General features: G+C 46.2%; 17 protein-coding genes. 14 read left to right on the top strand and 3 right to left on the bottom strand.

The features are described 5' to 3' along the window. Window positions 1–60 precede the first annotated feature (60 nt). The 7 genes from ABDB98_RS12460 to ABDB98_RS12430 all read left to right on the top strand — a co-directional run bounded on the left by ABDB98_RS12460 (window position 61) and on the right by ABDB98_RS12430 (window position 6870). Window positions 61–714, top strand: a complete 654-nt coding sequence (locus ABDB98_RS12460; RefSeq protein ID WP_016938835.1) for an O-methyltransferase — start codon at window positions 61–63, stop codon at window positions 712–714. A gap of 6 nt (window positions 715–720) precedes the next feature. Beyond that, entirely contained in the window at window positions 721–1650 is a 930-nt protein-coding gene (locus ABDB98_RS12455) for a peptidase U32 family protein (RefSeq protein ID WP_438420294.1), read from the top strand. Window positions 1651–1667: 17 nt separating this feature from the next. Then, window positions 1668–2936 carry a peptidase U32 family protein gene (locus tag ABDB98_RS12450; RefSeq protein ID WP_016938837.1) on the top strand — a complete coding sequence of 423 codons (1269 nt, stop codon included), beginning with the start codon at window positions 1668–1670 and terminating at the stop codon, window positions 2934–2936. Between the two features lie 5 nt (window positions 2937–2941). Beyond that, window positions 2942–3577 carry a uridine kinase gene (udk, locus tag ABDB98_RS12445; protein ID WP_016938838.1) on the top strand — a complete coding sequence of 212 codons (636 nt, stop codon included), beginning with the start codon at window positions 2942–2944 and terminating at the stop codon, window positions 3575–3577. A gap of 253 nt (window positions 3578–3830) precedes the next feature. Further along, window positions 3831–4304: a transcription elongation factor GreA gene (gene greA / locus ABDB98_RS12440; RefSeq protein ID WP_438420293.1), complete on the top strand. Its 474-nt coding sequence runs from the start codon at window positions 3831–3833 to the stop codon at window positions 4302–4304. A 52-nt stretch (window positions 4305–4356) separates the two neighbouring features. After that, window positions 4357–6111, top strand: coding sequence for a peptidoglycan D,D-transpeptidase FtsI family protein (locus ABDB98_RS12435; protein ID WP_438420292.1), 1755 nt, complete (start codon window positions 4357–4359; stop codon window positions 6109–6111). A gap of 63 nt (window positions 6112–6174) precedes the next feature. Further along, window positions 6175–6870 (top strand): YrrS family protein, encoded by a 696-nt coding sequence (locus ABDB98_RS12430; protein ID WP_438420291.1) that lies wholly within the window; start codon window positions 6175–6177, stop codon window positions 6868–6870. A 40-nt stretch (window positions 6871–6910) separates the two neighbouring features. Here ABDB98_RS12430 and ABDB98_RS12425 read toward each other — a convergent pair whose 3' ends face one another. Further along, window positions 6911–7114, bottom strand: coding sequence for a YrzA family protein (locus ABDB98_RS12425; protein WP_003152771.1), 204 nt, complete (start codon window positions 7112–7114; stop codon window positions 6911–6913). Between the two features lie 183 nt (window positions 7115–7297). On the opposite strand from ABDB98_RS12425, the gene ABDB98_RS12420 reads away from it, so the two are divergent. From ABDB98_RS12420 to ABDB98_RS12400, 5 genes are all read left to right on the top strand, one after another. Next, on the top strand, window positions 7298–7939 hold the full coding sequence (locus ABDB98_RS12420; RefSeq protein WP_438420290.1) for a class I SAM-dependent methyltransferase: 642 nt from the start codon (window positions 7298–7300) through the stop codon (window positions 7937–7939). A gap of 20 nt (window positions 7940–7959) precedes the next feature. Then, a complete protein-coding gene (gene mtnN, locus ABDB98_RS12415) occupies window positions 7960–8655 on the top strand; it encodes a 5'-methylthioadenosine/S-adenosylhomocysteine nucleosidase (RefSeq protein WP_060964679.1) in 696 nt (231 codons plus the stop codon). Window positions 8656–8701: 46 nt separating this feature from the next. Further along, window positions 8702–9625 carry an O-acetylserine dependent cystathionine beta-synthase gene (locus tag ABDB98_RS12410; RefSeq protein ID WP_438420289.1) on the top strand — a complete coding sequence of 308 codons (924 nt, stop codon included), beginning with the start codon at window positions 8702–8704 and terminating at the stop codon, window positions 9623–9625. 1 nt (window position 9626) lies between these two features. Continuing rightward, entirely contained in the window at window positions 9627–10769 is a 1143-nt protein-coding gene (locus tag ABDB98_RS12405) for a bifunctional cystathionine gamma-lyase/homocysteine desulfhydrase (protein ID WP_438420288.1), read from the top strand. An 83-nt stretch (window positions 10770–10852) separates the two neighbouring features. Then, a complete protein-coding gene (locus tag ABDB98_RS12400) occupies window positions 10853–11083 on the top strand; it encodes a YrhC family protein (RefSeq protein ID WP_007408222.1) in 231 nt (76 codons plus the stop codon). A 39-nt stretch (window positions 11084–11122) separates the two neighbouring features. Here ABDB98_RS12400 and ABDB98_RS12395 read toward each other — a convergent pair whose 3' ends face one another. Next, on the bottom strand, window positions 11123–11614 hold the full coding sequence (locus ABDB98_RS12395; RefSeq protein WP_438420287.1) for a DUF1641 domain-containing protein: 492 nt from the start codon (window positions 11612–11614) through the stop codon (window positions 11123–11125). 17 nt (window positions 11615–11631) lie between these two features. Next, complete coding sequence (fdhF, locus tag ABDB98_RS12390; protein WP_316098482.1) at window positions 11632–14574, bottom strand: formate dehydrogenase subunit alpha; 2943 nt, start codon at window positions 14572–14574, stop codon at window positions 11632–11634. Window positions 14575–14879: 305 nt separating this feature from the next. Here fdhF and ABDB98_RS12385 point away from each other — a divergent pair, with 305 nt between their 5' ends. Together ABDB98_RS12385 and ABDB98_RS12380 are read left to right on the top strand one after the other, a co-directional pair. Further along, entirely contained in the window at window positions 14880–15248 is a 369-nt protein-coding gene (locus ABDB98_RS12385; RefSeq protein WP_016938847.1) for a DUF2294 domain-containing protein, read from the top strand. A 265-nt stretch (window positions 15249–15513) separates the two neighbouring features. Beyond that, on the top strand, window positions 15514–16314 hold the full coding sequence (locus ABDB98_RS12380; protein ID WP_045926805.1) for a formate/nitrite transporter family protein: 801 nt from the start codon (window positions 15514–15516) through the stop codon (window positions 16312–16314). Window positions 16315–16559: the final 245 nt, after the last annotated feature.

Below are 16559 nucleotides of genomic sequence, written 5' to 3'. Positions count from 1 at the left end.
AAGAGAGTGTCCCCGCGGATTCGTCAGGGGCACTCCTTTTTAGAACGGAGGCTGTTTGCCGTGAATGATCGGTATGAACAAATAAACGAGTATATAAACGCGATGCTGAAGCCTCGGCCTGATAAAGTGAAAAAGCTTGAAGCCTATGCAAAAGAGCACCATGTTCCGATTATGGAAGAAGCGGGCATTGAAGTGCTGCTTCAAATGCTGTCGATTCAACAGGCGAAAAACATCTTGGAAATCGGCACGGCAATCGGATATTCGGCTATACGGATGGCGCTTGAACTTCCGGATGCGAATATTTACACGATTGAACGGGACGACAAACGCTATGAAGAAGCTGTGAACAATATAAAAGACTTTGAAATGGAAAATCGGATTCACGTACTTTACGGGGATGCGCTTGAACTTTCTGAGTCTGTCCGTGTCACGGCTCCTTATGATGCCATTTTTATCGATGCGGCAAAAGGCCAGTACACGAACTTTTTTGAGCTCTATGAACCGATGCTTGCGCCGGATGGGGTCATTTTCACAGACAATGTTCTGTTTAAAGGGCTGGTGGCGCAAGATCACTCGGAAATTGAGCCGAAAAGAAGACGGAAGCTTGTTGAAAAAATTGATCAATATAACCAATGGCTGATGAACCGGCCTGACTATCAAACGGTCATACTGCCGGTCGGAGACGGCATCGCCATCAGTAAAAAGAAGAGGTGAATGATCATGAAAAAACCTGAACTTTTGGTGACTCCGACTTCCGTACAGGATATTCTTCCGCTCATTCAAGCGGGGGCAACGGCGCTGTTAGTCGGAGAACAAAGATACGGCCTGAGACTGGCCGGGGAATTTTCAAGAGAAGATATTAAAGAAGCCGTAAAAACAGCTCATCAGGAAGGCGCGAAAGTGTACGCTGCCGTCAATGCTATTTTTCACAATGAAAAAGTGGACGAGCTGAACGGCTATCTTGCCTTTTTGCAGAAAGCCGGCGTGGATGCGGCTGTTTTCGGTGATCCGGCCGTTTTAATGGCGGCGCGTGAAGCGGCTCCCGGGCTCAAACTGCACTGGAGCACGGAAACAACGGGAACCAACTACTATTCCTGCAATTACTGGGGACGCAAAGGCGCACGGCGCGCAGTGCTGGCAAAGGAATTAAATATGGACAGCGTCATTGACATAAAAGAAAACGCCGAAGTGGAAATTGAAATTCAAATCCACGGCATGACGTGCATGTTCCAATCTAAGCGTTCATTAGTGGGCCATTACTTCGAATACCAGGGAAAAGTCATGGACATCGAACAGAAGAAAAAAGAAGCGGGCATGTTTCTGCATGACAAAGAACGGGGCAATAAATACCCGATTTTTGAAGACGAAAACGGCACGCACATCATGAGTCCGAACGATGTGTGCATGATTGATGAATTAGAGGATCTGATAGACGCCGGCATTGATTCTTTCAAAATCGACGGAGTTTTGAAGTCTCCTGAATACTTAACCGAAGTGACCCGCATGTACAGAGAGGCAATCGATTTGTGCATCGAAAGCCGCGAGACATACGAAGAGAAAAAAGAGAGCTGGATAGAGCGGATTGAAAGCATTCAGCCTGTGAACAGAAGCATCGACACAGGATTCTTCTTTAAAGAAACGGTCTATTAAAAAGGAGGGTGCAACGGATGACAGCCGTAAATCAAACCATTTCCAAAGTCGTAAACGGAAAACGCGTCATTACGAAAAAACCTGAACTTCTTGCTCCGGCAGGAAACCTTGAAAAATTAAAAATTGCCGTTCATTACGGGGCGGACGCGGTTTTTATCGGAGGACAGGAATACGGGCTCCGCTCTAATGCGGATAACTTTTCTATAGAAGAAATTGCAGAGGGCGTAGAATTTGCCAAAAAATACGGGGCGAAAATATATGTGACAACAAACATTTTCGCCCATAATGAAAATATGGACGGTCTGGAAGAATACTTAAAAGCGTTGGGAGACGCAAAAGTTGCCGGAATTATCGTCGCTGATCCGCTGATTATTGAAACATGCCGGAGAGTCGCCCCGGACGTAGAGATTCATCTCAGCACACAGCAGTCCCTTTCCAACTGGAAAGCGGTGCAGTTCTGGAAAGAAGAAGGTCTTGACCGTGTGGTGCTTGCCCGTGAAACGAGCGGACTGGAAATTAAAGAAATGAAGGAAAAGGTGGATATTGAAATCGAAACCTTTATCCATGGCGCCATGTGTATCGCTTATTCGGGCCGATGCGTGCTGAGCAATCACATGACGGCCCGTGATTCCAACCGCGGCGGCTGCTGTCAGTCGTGCCGCTGGGATTATGACCTGTATCAGACAGACGGTGCAAATGCGGTCGCGCTCTATGACGAAGAAGACGCTCCGTTTGCGATGAGCCCGAAAGATTTAAAATTGATTGAATCCATACCGCAAATGATCGAGATGGGCATCGACAGCCTGAAAATTGAAGGCCGGATGAAATCGATTCATTACGTAGCGACGGTTGTCAGCGTGTATCGCAAAGTCATCGACGCATACTGCGCTGATCCTGAAAACTTTGTCATTCAAAAAGAATGGCTTGATGAGCTGGACAAATGTGCAAACCGGGATACTGCGCCTGCTTTCTTTGAAGGCACGCCCGGTTTTGAGGAGCAGATGTTCGGCGAACACGGAAAGAAAACAACATTTGATTTTGCCGGTCTCGTGCTCGCATATAACGAGGAAACTCAAATGGTGACGCTCCAGCAGCGCAATTTCTTTAAACAAGGTGACGAAGTTGAATTTTTCGGTCCTGAAATTGACAATTTCACATTCACCATCGGCACTATTTGGGACGAAGACGGAAACGAGCTTGATGCTGCCCGCCATCCCCTGCAAATCGTTACATTTAAAGTAGACAAAAAGATTTATCCGAGCAACATGATGAGAAAGGGGAAGTAATCCCAATGGGTAAGAGTCCTGTAGTTATAGGTATCGCCGGAGGTTCCGGATCAGGAAAAACAAGCGTCACTCGTTCCATTTACGAACAGTTTAAAGGACACTCGATTTTAATGATCCAGCAAGACCTTTATTATAAAGACCAAAGCCATCTTCCGTTTGAAGAAAGGCTCAACACAAACTATGATCATCCGCTCGCATTTGATAATGACTATTTAATCGAGCATATTCAAGAGCTTTTGAATTACCGGCCGATAGAAAAGCCGATTTATGATTATAAACTCCATACGCGTTCTGAGGAAACCATTCCGGTTGAGCCGAAGGATGTCATTATTCTGGAAGGCATTCTCGTTCTTGAAGATAAAAGGCTTCGCGACCTCATGGACATAAAACTTTATGTCGACACGGACGCGGATCTCCGTATCATCAGACGGATTATGAGAGATATTAACGAAAGAGGCCGTTCTATTGATTCTGTCATCGAGCAGTATGTATCCGTCGTCAGACCGATGCACAATCAGTTTGTTGAACCGACGAAACGCTACGCGGACATCATTATTCCGGAAGGCGGCCAAAACCACGTCGCGATTGATCTGATGGTCACGAAGATTCAAACGATCCTTGAACAAAATGCAATTTTGTAATACCATAGCATAGACATAAATAACTCAGACCATATTATGTATAGGCTGGAAGGGAATGAGACAGTTCCCTTCTTTCCCTGTTTATAAACCGAAACATTTGCAGAAAACACACATTCAGTTTAAGATAAACAGTACCTATATGGGAGAGAAGAACGAGGACTGCCCTGTGTTCTCATTCTTGATTTTTTCGTTTATGCTCTCATACATAATCACACGTTATTGTTGAGGGACAACCACCAAGGAGTGAAGGAACATGGCACAAGAAAAAGTTTTTCCGATGACTCAAGAAGGAAAACAAAAACTTGAACAAGAATTAGAGCAATTGAAAACGGTTAAACGTAAAGAAGTAGTAGAACGCATCAAAATCGCAAGAAGCTTCGGAGATCTGTCAGAGAACTCTGAGTATGATTCTGCAAAAGAAGAACAGGCATTTGTGGAAGGGCGCATCACGACGCTTGAAAATATGATCCGCAATGCGAAAATCATTGAGGATGACGGCGGTTCAAATGTTGTCGGTTTGGGAAAAACCGTATCATTCATCGAATTGCCTGACGGTGAAGAAGAATCTTACACGATCGTCGGAAGTGCTGAAGCTGATCCGTTTGAAGGAAAAATCTCAAACGATTCGCCGATCGCAAAAAGCCTGCTCGGCAGAAAAGTGGACGACGAAGTCACTGTTCAGACGCCGGGCGGAGAAATGCTCGTGAAAATTGTGAAAATTTCATAAGATCCGTTTAACAATGAAACACCTCGTCCAAAATGTGGATGAGGTGTTTTTTATGATCGTATCAAAAAGGCTGAAAACGGCCGTGATTTGTTTTCTGCTCGTGTTTTTCTTTTTGCTTGCCAGGCTGGCTGAAATTCAGCTGTTTTTTACAGAATCTTTTTCAAAATCTAATATTAATCTGATTCAGGAAAGCGTCAAGCAGCGGACGGAAGAAGTCCTAATTTCAGACGGACGCGGCTCTTTTCTTGATCGGAACGGCAAAGAGCTGACCGGAAAAAAGCAGCCTGCCGTCGTTCTGTTTCCCTTTCTCGTGACGCAGGATTGGCCGATTGACCGGGTATCCGCCATTCTCGGGATGAAACAGGATGAGCTCAGGCAGCTTCTCACGGAAGCGAAAAAACCGGTGATCCTAAACAGCAGAAAAATAAAACATCTGACGAAACAATCCGTGTCAAATATCAATTCTTTGAAATATCCCGGCATTTACGGCGTATATATGAAAGACAGCAAAGAAACAAACATAGCCGCTCATCTGTTGGGCGCGACAAATCAGGACCCGGAGCTTTTGAAAAAGAAATATCCCGGCCGTAAGGAACTGCCGATCACGGCAAAAATCGGGACAAGCGGGATGGAACGGACGTTTGATGAGTTTTTGCTGGCGGATCAGGACACAAAACTTTTGTATCATGTCGACGGAAGGGGAAACCCTTTATTCGGAATGGACGTCAAATATACGGCAGAAGCAAACGCGTTTTATCCGCTGCAAGTCAAAACCTCCATCGACCGCAACATTCAAAAAGCAATGGAAGATGTATTGAAAGACCGCGGGTTAAAAAAGGGGGGAGCCGTCCTTTTAGACATTGAAAAAAGCAGTGTGCTCGGAATGGTATCAAAGCCTGACGCCGACATGTCAAAGCAGCAGACACTGCAAAATTACATGCTGACGCCGATTTATCCGGGATCCGTGTTTAAAACGGTGGTCGCCGCAGCCGCAATTGAACAAAATGAAGTGAAGCCGGGCACATCCTTTAACTGCAGTCTCAACCTGTACGGAGAGCCGGGTGACGACAAAGGCACGCTCAATTTTGGAGAAAGCTTTGCCCAAAGCTGCAATTATACGTTTACAAGTCTTGCGGAAAAATTGGTCAAAAAAGATGACTCCGCTATTGAAAACATGGCGGAAAAACTCGGTCTCACACAGCGGGCGGGCTGGGAAGGCAAGCTGTACCGGGAAGACGGATTCAGGCAGCTGTATAATGAAAAAAGCGGCGTCATTTGGGGAGATGCCAAAGACAAAACCGTCAAAAAAGCAGTAGCCCAGACGGCAATCGGACAGAAAAACGTGAAAGTCATCCCGCTTGAAGTCGCCAATATGATGGCGACGATCGCGCGCGGCGGCGAAAAAAAACAAGTCAAAATCGCGGACAAAATCGAATACAAAAACGGAACGACGATGGCGTCATTCAAAGATCAGCCGTTAAAGGGGAAAACGATCGATAAATATACGGCCCAGCAGCTTCAAAAAATTCTCAGAGAAGTCGTCACTTCACCGAAAGGAACCGGCAGGAGATTTCAGGATCTGCCGTATGCGGTGGCGGGAAAATCCGGAACGGCCCAGACGGGAATGTTTACAAAAGATAAACAGACGCTTTACAACAAATGGTTTGCGGGATACTTTCCCGCGGACAAGCCGAAATACGCTCTCGTTGTGCTGCACATGGACACGCCGGGAGATAAGGCTCTGACAAATACAGTGTTTTATGATATTGTTAAAAAGGTACATGAAAATGAAACAAATCAGACATAGAACAACCGCTCAGCCCATGTTAAAATATATGCTGAGCAAGAGGGATAAAGGAGTGCAGAATGATTGAGCAATAAACAATCTCGTTTTGAAAACCGTGATAAGCGCAGAAAAGCAAATTTGGTGCTTAACATTTTAATTGCTATCGTATCTATTCTTATTGTCGTCGTTGCAGTCAGCCTCTTCATCAACAGTCCGTCCAGCGACGTGAGCCAGAAGCAGGAAACCCCTGCATCAAGCAAGACGAAGCAGACATCAGATGAGGACATAAAAGACAGCAAAAAAGATACGGCATCAGACGATGACAAAAAAGATAAACAGGATAAGGACAAATCCGATTCATCTTCAGACTCTGACAGCAAAAAAGACGATGATTCATCGAAAAGTGATGACAGCAAAAAAGCCTCTGATTCAAGCGATCCTTTTAAAGGAGCAAAAATAACAGAGGGCGGCTCATCCAGCGATGTCGATAAAACAATTGTTAACTCAAAATGGAAACCGGTCGGCACAAAGCAGACAGGAGAACATGCGGCGACGTATGACTCAAGCTCTGAAGACTGGTCCGAAATGCTTGACGCCATCTCTTACGCAACCGGCGTGTCAAAAGATCACATGACAGTGCTGTGGCTCGGAAACAATGGAAGCCCGCAAGATGCGAAGGGTAAAGTTTTAGACAAAACGAACGGCAAAAAGTATCAGGTCACTATCACTTGGGAAGACAAAAAAGGCTGGAAGCCGACAAAAGTAGAAACCTTAAAATAACCGCAAAAAAGCAGCTGACTCTTCAGCTGCTTTTTTTCTGTCATACGTCAGCTGAAAAATGCACCGACGCGCTGTAAAGAATTCTGCCGTCAACGGCCGTCACCTGATGGGATACCGAACGGACGCGAAGCATAATCGCCTGGTTGTTTTCAATCTGTACGTTTATTTTCTTTTCCAGCTCCTGCAAAGATGCCGCTTCAAAAAATTCTACTTTATCTTTTATTAAATCCAATTGAAAATTCATCAGTATAGATCCTCCTGATTTTTCTTCTGAGTCAATGAAAGTATAAGCCTTTCTGCTGTAATTGTGCAATAATCCCAAAGTATTTTAGTACCCTTTCGCTCTTTTTTGTGATAGGATAGGAACTGTTCCATGATTAATCCATACTATACTCATAGGAATTATAAATTATGGAGAGTGAAAAATATGGGCCGTGAATTTATTCCTTTATTTGAAGATTGGGCAGCGACTTATGACGCCACGGTGCACGGAGCTGACGAACAATATGCTGATGTCTTTAAAGGGTATGACAAGATTCTTGACAGCATCGTCGCACTTTCGGGTTCTAACGTTTTAGAGTTCGGACCGGGCACAGGGAATTTAACGGCGAAATTAGCCGCCGCGAACAAAAAAGTGTTTGGTGTAGAACCGTCACCGTCAATGAGAAAACTGGCAGCTGACAAGCTTTCTGACAGAGCTGTGTTCAGTGACGGGGATTTTCTGGAGTTTCCTGCTCCGCCTTTCCAAATAGATACCATCGTCAGCTCGTACGCATTTCATCATTTAACCGATGAAGAAAAGCACGCGGCTGTAAAGCAATATGGCACAATCCTTCAGAAGCATGATAAAATAGTGTTTGCCGATACCGTCTTTAAAGACCATGAAGCATACGGGGAAGCCGTCAGAAAAGCAAACCGAAACGGCTATCACCAATTAGCGGACGATTTAAAGACGGAACATTATCCGACACTCGGGACAATGAAAAACATCTTTTCAGCTGAGGGATTTGCCGCAAGATTTACGCAGCAAAACGACTTTGTCTGGATAATGGAGGCGATTAAACGGTAAATCGAAGGGATTGTGTATAAATGAAACTGGCAGTCATCGGAGCAATGGAAGAAGAAGTTACGATTTTAAGAAGCAAACTGAAAGACGCAAAACAAGAAATGATCGCTCACTGTGAGTTTACGACGGGCAGCTATGAAGGCGTCGAAGTTATCTTGCTGAAATCGGGCATCGGAAAAGTCAACGCGGCGATCAGCACGACGCTTCTGCTTGACCGTTTCAAACCTGATTATGTGATTAACACAGGCTCAGCGGGCGGATTTCATCATACATTGAATGTAGGAGACGTCGTCATCTCAACAGATGTCCGCCATCATGACGTGGACGTGACGGCGTTTGACTATGAATACGGACAGGTGCCGGGTCTTCCGGCAGCATACAAGGCTGATGAAAAGCTGATCAGCATTACCGAGGAAGCGGTTTCTGAACTGAACGGCATTCAAGTCGCAAAAGGCACAATCGCTACTGGAGATTCTTTTATGAATGATCCGAAGCGGGTTGAAGACGTACGCGCCAAGTTTGCGGATTTGTATGCGGTTGAGATGGAAGCTGCAGCTGTCGCACAGGTGTGCCACCAGTTCCAAACGCCTTTTGTTGTCATCAGAGCTCTATCTGATATTGCCGGAAAAGAATCTGACGTTTCATTTGATAAATTTTTAGAACAGGCAGCCGTTCATTCAACTGAGCTTGTCCTGAATGTCATCAAACGAATTCACTAAGCGGGGGATTCTCGTTCTCCTCCGCTTTCAGGGGGAGGACACAATATTGAACGTGATAACAGATATTACAGAACTGATCGGAAATACACCGCTGCTCCGTCTCAAGCATTTTGATATACCGGAGGGAACAGCGGTTTATGCTAAGCTTGAGATGATGAATCCGGGCGGCAGCATTAAAGACAGGCTGGGCGAGATGCTCATTGAAGATGCGCTTCGCACGGGCAAGGTGAAACCGGGCGGCGTTATCATTGAAGCGACAGCCGGGAACACCGGAATCGGACTCGCTCTGTGCGCCAGAAAGCATCAGCTTCGCGCCGTTTTTTGCGTCCCGGAGCATTTCAGCAGAGAAAAGCAGCAGATTATGAAAGCCCTCGGAGCGGACATTGTGCATACGCCGAGAGAAGAAGGCATGCAGGGAGCCATCCGAAAAGCGCTTGAGCTGGAGAGAGAGATTAATAATTCTTATGCCGTTCTGCAATTTAAAAACCGAGTAAATCCATTGACTTACTATAAAACACTCGGTCCCGAAATTTGGAACGCGCTCGGCGGCAATATCCACACCTTTGTCGCCGGAGCAGGTTCCGGCGGGACATTTGCCGGAACGGCAGCTTATTTAAAAGAAAAAAATCCTGCCGTCAAAACGGTGATCGTTGAACCCGAAGGCTCCATCCTGAACGGCGGAGAACCGCACGCCCATAAAACGGAAGGCATCGGTATGGAGTTTATCCCGGATTATATGGACGAGAGCCATTTTGACGCCATTTACACGGTGGAAGACGATAAGGCGTTTTCGTTTGTCAGAGAAGCGGCCGAGAAAGAAGGCCTTTTAATCGGAAGCTCATCAGGGGCGGCTCTATATGCGGCGCTGGAAGAAGCGAAAAAAGCGCCCGCCGGCTCAAATATCGTCACCATTTTCCCAGATGGCAGCGATCGTTATATAAGCAAAAACATTTTCCAAGGAGGTCAGTAAGATGAAGAAAAAAACGCTGATGGTGCACGGAGGAATTACGGGAGATGAAAAGACCGGAGCGGTTTCCGTACCGATTTATCAAGTAAGCACGTACCAGCAGCCGAAAGCGGGCGAGCACACGGGCTATGAATATTCAAGAACGGCCAATCCGACGCGGACGGCTCTTGAAAGTTTAATTACGGAGCTTGAAGGCGGCGCGGCGGGATATGCATTCGGTTCTGGTATGGCTGCGATTACAGCCGTCATGATGATGTTTGACAGCGGCGATCATGTTATTTTGACGGATGATGTATACGGCGGCACTTACCGGGTGATGACAGGCGTGCTGAACCGCTTCGGCATTGAAGCGGACTTTGTCGATACGAGCAGCAAAGAAAAAGTCCAAAAAGCCATCCGTCCGAATACGAAAGCCATTTATATCGAAACGCCGACAAACCCGCTTTTGAAAGTGACTGACCTCAAACTGATGTCTGACATCGCAAAAGAAGCGGGCGTATTGCTTATCGTCGATAATACGTTTTACACGCCGTATTTCCAGCAGCCGCTCAGCTTCGGCGCTGACATCGTGCTGCACAGCGCGACAAAATATCTCGGCGGCCACAGCGATGTCGTCGGCGGCTTAGTCGTGACGGCGGATAAAGAGCTCGGTGAAAAGCTCCATTACGTGCAAAACTCAACAGGCGGCGTTTTAGGACCGCAGGATTCATGGCTTTTAATGAGAGGCATTAAAACACTGGGACTCAGAATGGATGCTATCAATCACAGCGCCGGAAAAATCGCCGAGCTGCTTGAAGCGCATGATGCCGTTCAGACGCTCTACTATCCGGGATCAGCGAAACACCCGGGCCATGAGCTGACAAAAGCGCAAAGCTCCGGTTTCGGCGGAATGATTTCCTTTGATATTGGCAGCAGCGAACGCGTGGACGCATTTTTAGAAAAATTGAACCTGTTTACGATCGCGGAAAGCTTAGGAGCGGTTGAAAGCTTAATCTCCGTGCCGTCCAGAATGACGCATGCTTCAATCCCGCGCGACCGCCGGCTTGCACTTGGCATAACAGACGGGCTCGTCCGGATCTCAGTCGGTATTGAGGATACTGAGGATTTAACGGCGGATGTGAAACAGGCGCTTGATTCACTTTTATAAAGATTGGATAGATTTACATTCTCTGTCGGCTGCCAGCTTATATTATAATGTTGTTAGACTATAAAACTGGCAGGTGACTTTATATGGAGAAGAAAAGACTGAAATCATTAATAGAAGATTTTAAGCATTACGCATTTATTCTGCTTGCAGTCAGCACCTTCATTTATATCGGCGCGGTTCTTCCTGGACAAGGGCTGACTGCGGGCCAGAAAATGCTGATGTTTGTAACGGATTGTGTATTTTTAGCGGGCGCTTATTTCTGCGTGGACCGTTCACTTATTTATAAAAAGAGGCTGGAAGAAGCCGAGGAATAAAAAAAAGCCATTGTCAAAAGACAATGGCTTTTTCGTTGCTTACTCAGACGGCGTTTCCCGTAATTCTTTTCCCATTCCTTTTAAAAACTGCAGACCGAAGCCGAGCGCGCGATTAATATCGGGATCACCGGCGGCTTTCATCAGTTCAAACATACTGACTTTCCGGTCTTCTTTTAAAAAGCTTTGCGCCTGTTCCGTTCCAGCCATGACGCTTTCTAAAAGTCTGCCCATAAATTCAGGATCAGCTTTTGACAGCGCGCCTCCCGCTGCCATCATCGTATTCAGGAGATTTGTGACAGGTTCCCGGGAAATCTGTCCGAGTGCGATTTTGGCAATTTCCTCTTTCGCCTGGAGCATATAGCCGGCGGCATCAAAAATGCCCAAGCCATTCAGCTCAGCCATAATAGACATCGTTTTCGCGACGGCTTCTTCATTTTCTGCGAGAAGCGTCTTCAGCTCTTCCAGCTTTTCTGCTTTCAGCTGTTCCTCCGTTTTTGTTTCTTTTTGAATTTCAGTAATTGGGCTTGCCATAATGCTTCCTCCTTTCCTTAATCAGTTAAGTGCACATAGCCCGGACGGTTCCATTTTCGCTGAGCTTCCACACCATTTTGCGGATGACGTTTTTTGTTCCGCGGATTCGTTTTCGGAAGCGGCGGAGTATCACAGGAACCGAGCACTTCCATGCGGACTTTTGTCTGCTTATAGGCAGGCGTATGTGTCCGTGAATCATACGCTGGCCCGGTCAGGAAATTAATCGCCGAATCTTTATCTGTAGAGTTCATCGGCAGATAAAGCTCATTTGCGCGGACGCGGTCTGTTACAAGCGCGTTCAATTTAACCGCTCCAAAAGGAGAGACGAGGCGGATCATTGTTCCGTCACAAATTCCGCGTTCAGCCGCAAGCTCCGGCGATACTTCAACAAATACGTCCGGCACTTTAGACTGAATGCCTTTAGATTTGTTTGTCATATTTCCTTCGTGGAAATGTTCAAGCATCCGCCCGTTATTAATGTGCAAGTCATATTCTTCAGGGAATACGGCAGGCTCCACCCAATCGCTCAGGGCAAAACGGGCTTTTTTGTCAGGGAAGTTAAAGCCGTCTTCATAAAGAAGCGGAGTGCTTTCTCCCGTAAAGCTTCCCCATAAGAAGCTGTTCCAGCCGGTAAGAACGTCGTAGCTTGCTTTTCCGAACAGCGGAGAAAGGCTCGCCATTTCTGAGAAAATATCGCTTGGATGCGTGTAATTCCAATCAGCGCCTAAACGGTTGGCGACTTCCTGAATAATCCACCAGTCCGGTTTTGCATCACCAAGCGTCGGAAGCGCCTGATACAATCTTTGCACACGCCGCTCTGTGTTTGTAAATGTTCCGTCTTTTTCAAGAGAAGGAACCGCAGGCAGGATGACATCCGCGTATTGCGCCGTTCTTGAAAGGAAAATATCCTGCACAACAAAGAAATCAAGGCTGGATAAAATGTCATGAACATGGTTGGCGTTTGAATCGACGAGCGCCATGTCTTCACCGACAAGATACATCGCCTTCATCTTTCCTTCTTCAATCGCATGGAGCATTTCAATATTATCAAGACCCGGCTTGCCGTCAATCTCGACACCGTAAGCTTTTTCGAATTTAGCGCGGGCCGCATCATCGGTAATATGCTGATATCCCGGAAGCCAGCCCGGGAGAGTTCCCATATCGCAAGCGCCTTGAACGTTGTTATGTCCCCGCAGCGGATAAGCTCCGGCACCCGGACGGCGGTAGTTTCCTGTGGCTAGCAGCAGATTGGAAATCGCCGCTGATGTATCAGAGCCGCCTGTATTTTGAGTAACGCCCATGCCCCAAAGAACACAAGTGCCGTCTGCATCACGAATCATTTCGGCAATGCGGATGATCGTATCCTGAGAAAGTCCGGTGATGCGCTCCGCATAGTCTAATGTATACTTTTTCAGCGTTTCTTTATAATCTTCAAAGTAGTTGACATTCTCATCAATAAACGCTTGATCGTGCCAGCCCTGGTCAATCATATATTTCGTCACTGCCATGAGCCAGACTTGGTCAGTTCCTTGTTTCGGGCTGATAAAGAGGTCGGACCGTTCAGCCATTTCATTTCTGCGCAGATCGGCAACAATTAATTTTTGTCCGTGCAGCTTATGCGCGCGTTTCACGCGTGTGGCCAGAACGGGATGTCCTTCCGCCGGATTAGCGCCGACGATGAGCACGAGGCCCGCTTTTGCGATATCTTTAATTGTGCCGGCGTCTCCGCCCATACCGACGGTGCGGAATAAGCCGTCCGTTGCCGGTGACTGGCAGTAGCGTGAGCAGTTATCCACGTTGTTGGTTTCAAATACTTGGCGCGCTAATTTTTGGATGACGTAGTTGTCTTCATTCGTAATTTTAGAAGAAGAAATAAAACCGACAGAACCGCTGCCGTGCTCAGCCTTGATCGAACCGAGTCTTGAAGCGACAAGGTCAAGGGCTTCTTCCCATGACGATTCAACAAATGCGCCGTTTTTCCGGATGAGCGGTTTTGTAATCCGTTCTTCCGAATTCACAAAGTCCCAGCCGAATTTTCCTTTGACACAAGTGGAAATCGCATTAACCGGAGCATCGGAAACAGGCTGAATTTTCAGGATGTCACGTCCTTTTGTCCATACTTCAAAAGAGCATCCGACACCGCAGAACGTGCAGACTGTTTTTGTTTTTTTCGTCCGTTTATCGCGCATAGCCGCTTCCACTTCTGACACGGCGAAGATGCTTGTATAGTCGGGTTCCACATTTTTGACTAAATCAATCATCGGCTCCATGACGTCTTCTTTGATGCCGGTCATAAATCCGGCCTGGCCAAGCATTGATTTTTCCATCAGTGCGTTACAAGGGCAGACAGTGACACACTGGCCGCAGCTGACACAAGAAGATTCATTAATGGCGACGCCTTCGTCCCAAATGACCCGCGGGCGGTCGCGCTCCCAATCAATGGAAAGGGTCTCATTCACCTGAAGGTTTTGGCATACTTCCACACATTGGCCGCAGGCGATACATTGATTCGGATCATAGCGGTAAAACGGGTGAGACATATCCACCGCGCACTTTGAATCGTCTTTCGGCGTATACGGATATTTCTGGTGCTCAATTCCCATCATTTCCGCTGTATTATGCAGCGTGCAGTTTCCGTTGTTGTTATCGCAGACTGTACAGTAAAGCAGATGATTCTCGAGCAGGCGGTCCATGGCCTCTGTCTGAGCCTCTTTTACCCTTCCCGACGTAAGCGAGATTGACATTCCGTTTTCTGCTGCGGTGGAACAAGAGCGCTGCAATTTTCCGTTTACTTCAACAATACAGGTGTCGCATGTTTGAATCGGATCCACTTCCGGTACATGGCATATTTGCGGAATCTCAATTCCGTTTTGATTTAAAATATCTAAAATTTTAGTCCCCTCTGGTGCTTCATACTCCGTGCCGTCGATTGTGACACGGATAGACTGAACGTCTGTCACTTCCAATTCCCCTCCATCTTTTAAAATCGAAAAAAGCCATGCACATAGATACCGGCCTCCTGTGCAGAGATCGGTATAAATACGCATGGCGGAATAGTTCACTAGCAAGTCTTACTAACAGACCAATCCTATCTGTATAAAACGATAGACTCATAACACGTTTCCTATTACGAATCCATCTTCACTGCTTTTATTATAAGGTGATATTTATTATAATACAATACGAAAGGAAAACTTTAACCAGGTGAAATGCTACAAAGGGGAACCGGGAATGTCTTTCATAGGCTGAAATCGGAGGGGACAATATGTCTAAAAAAATCCATGAATTTAACGATATTATTCGGAAATTGCGCAAAGAATTATTTGGAAAAGGGCCGGAACGAATTCACACCGTTTTTGTGGATAACATGGCGGTATCTACGCTTTACGGCAATTTAAGCGCAAGTGAGCAGTTTATCGCACGCACACCTGAAGGAAGAGAAATGGTTCACGCAGCGCGGACCAGCTTAATTCAGGAGCTGTATTCAAAACAAACGCCTGAAGGAATGGAAGAGCTCATCGGGGCAAAGCTCGTGCATCTGTTTTCAGACATCAAGATCGAAGAGAATATTGCGGTGTCTGTATTCGTATTTGACCGAACAATTGAAGAGCGCCGAGAAGAAATCAAAAGCTGAAAAAAATTCAATTGACACGAAATTGTCACATTTGATATGATATGAACTGCCAGCAGTGGCTTAAGGACGATTTTTTATGGAATGTGTGCATGAACTGTACATGTTCTATAGCTAACATTTTCATTCTGCTTGATATTGTTGTATGGGTATGCATACAAGTTAGGCAGCATTCAAACCCGTTTCAGACGGGCTGTTTGAATGCTGCCTTTTTTATTAAGTTCCTTTTGAAAACTGCCGGATGAATTGATAATGGAGGGGTTTAATGATGGCTTTTCGTAAACCGGACGAAATAGCGGAGCTTGCGGTCGAATCAGGGGTAAAAAAGGTGCAATCACCGCTTTCAGCACTGATCGTATTAGGATTTTTAGGAGGAGCGTTTATCGCACTCGGTTATTTGCTTGATATCCGTGTCATCGGAGATCTTCCGAAAGAATGGGGCAGCCTGTCAAGCTTAATCGGCGCGGCTGTGTTTCCCGTCGGACTGGTGCTTGTCGTTCTTGCCGGCGCGGAGCTGATTACGGGAAATATGATGTCAGTATCCATGGCGCTGTTTTCCAGAAGAATATCCGCCGGTTCTTTAGTGAAAAATTGGATGATCGTGACGTTAATGAATCTTGTCGGCGCGCTGTTTGTCGCTTACTTTTTCGGACATGTTGTCGGATTAACTGAAACGGGACCGTATTTGGAAAAAACGATTGCGGTCGCACAAGGCAAATTGGATATGCCGTTTGGAAAAGTCATTGTGTCGGCGATCGGCTGCAACTGGCTTGTCTGTTTAGCCGTCTGGCTTTCTTTCGGGGCAGAAGACGGAGCCGGTAAAATCGCGGGTATATGGTTTCCGATTATGGCGTTTGTCGCAATCGGTTTTCAGCACGTTGTCGCCAATATGTTTATCATCCCGGCTGCAATTTTTGCAGGCTCTTTTTCATGGGGGGATCTGATTCTTAATCTCATTCCGGCTTTTATCGGGAATGTGATCGGCGGCGCAGTGTTTGTCGGCCTTATTTATTTTATTGCATATTCAAAAAAGGATCAGAATAAACAAGGGATGAAAAGAGTTTCCTGAGGTAAGAAAGATGCCGGAAAACATGGACAATTGAAGCGGAATTCCAACACATTTTCCGTCCAAATCTTGAAAATAATGTTTACAAATTGGAAGACGGTGGATATACTTACAAAGTAAGAAAAAAAGCAAAGGGAGGTTGAGTCACATGACAACGTTAAACGGCAAGCAAAACCGAAAATTGAACCGATTCAGCCTGTGGAAGAGTTCGTGTCCTTCCTTAACCTCTGCCTGTTAAGCACGTTAAT

The sequence above is a fragment of the Bacillus siamensis genome, assembly GCF_051628075.1.
In the GTDB taxonomy this organism is placed as follows: domain Bacteria; phylum Bacillota; class Bacilli; order Bacillales; family Bacillaceae; genus Bacillus; species Bacillus siamensis.
Note: the sequence above shows the minus strand (reverse complement) of the source record. Positions and strands in the feature narration are given on the sequence as shown.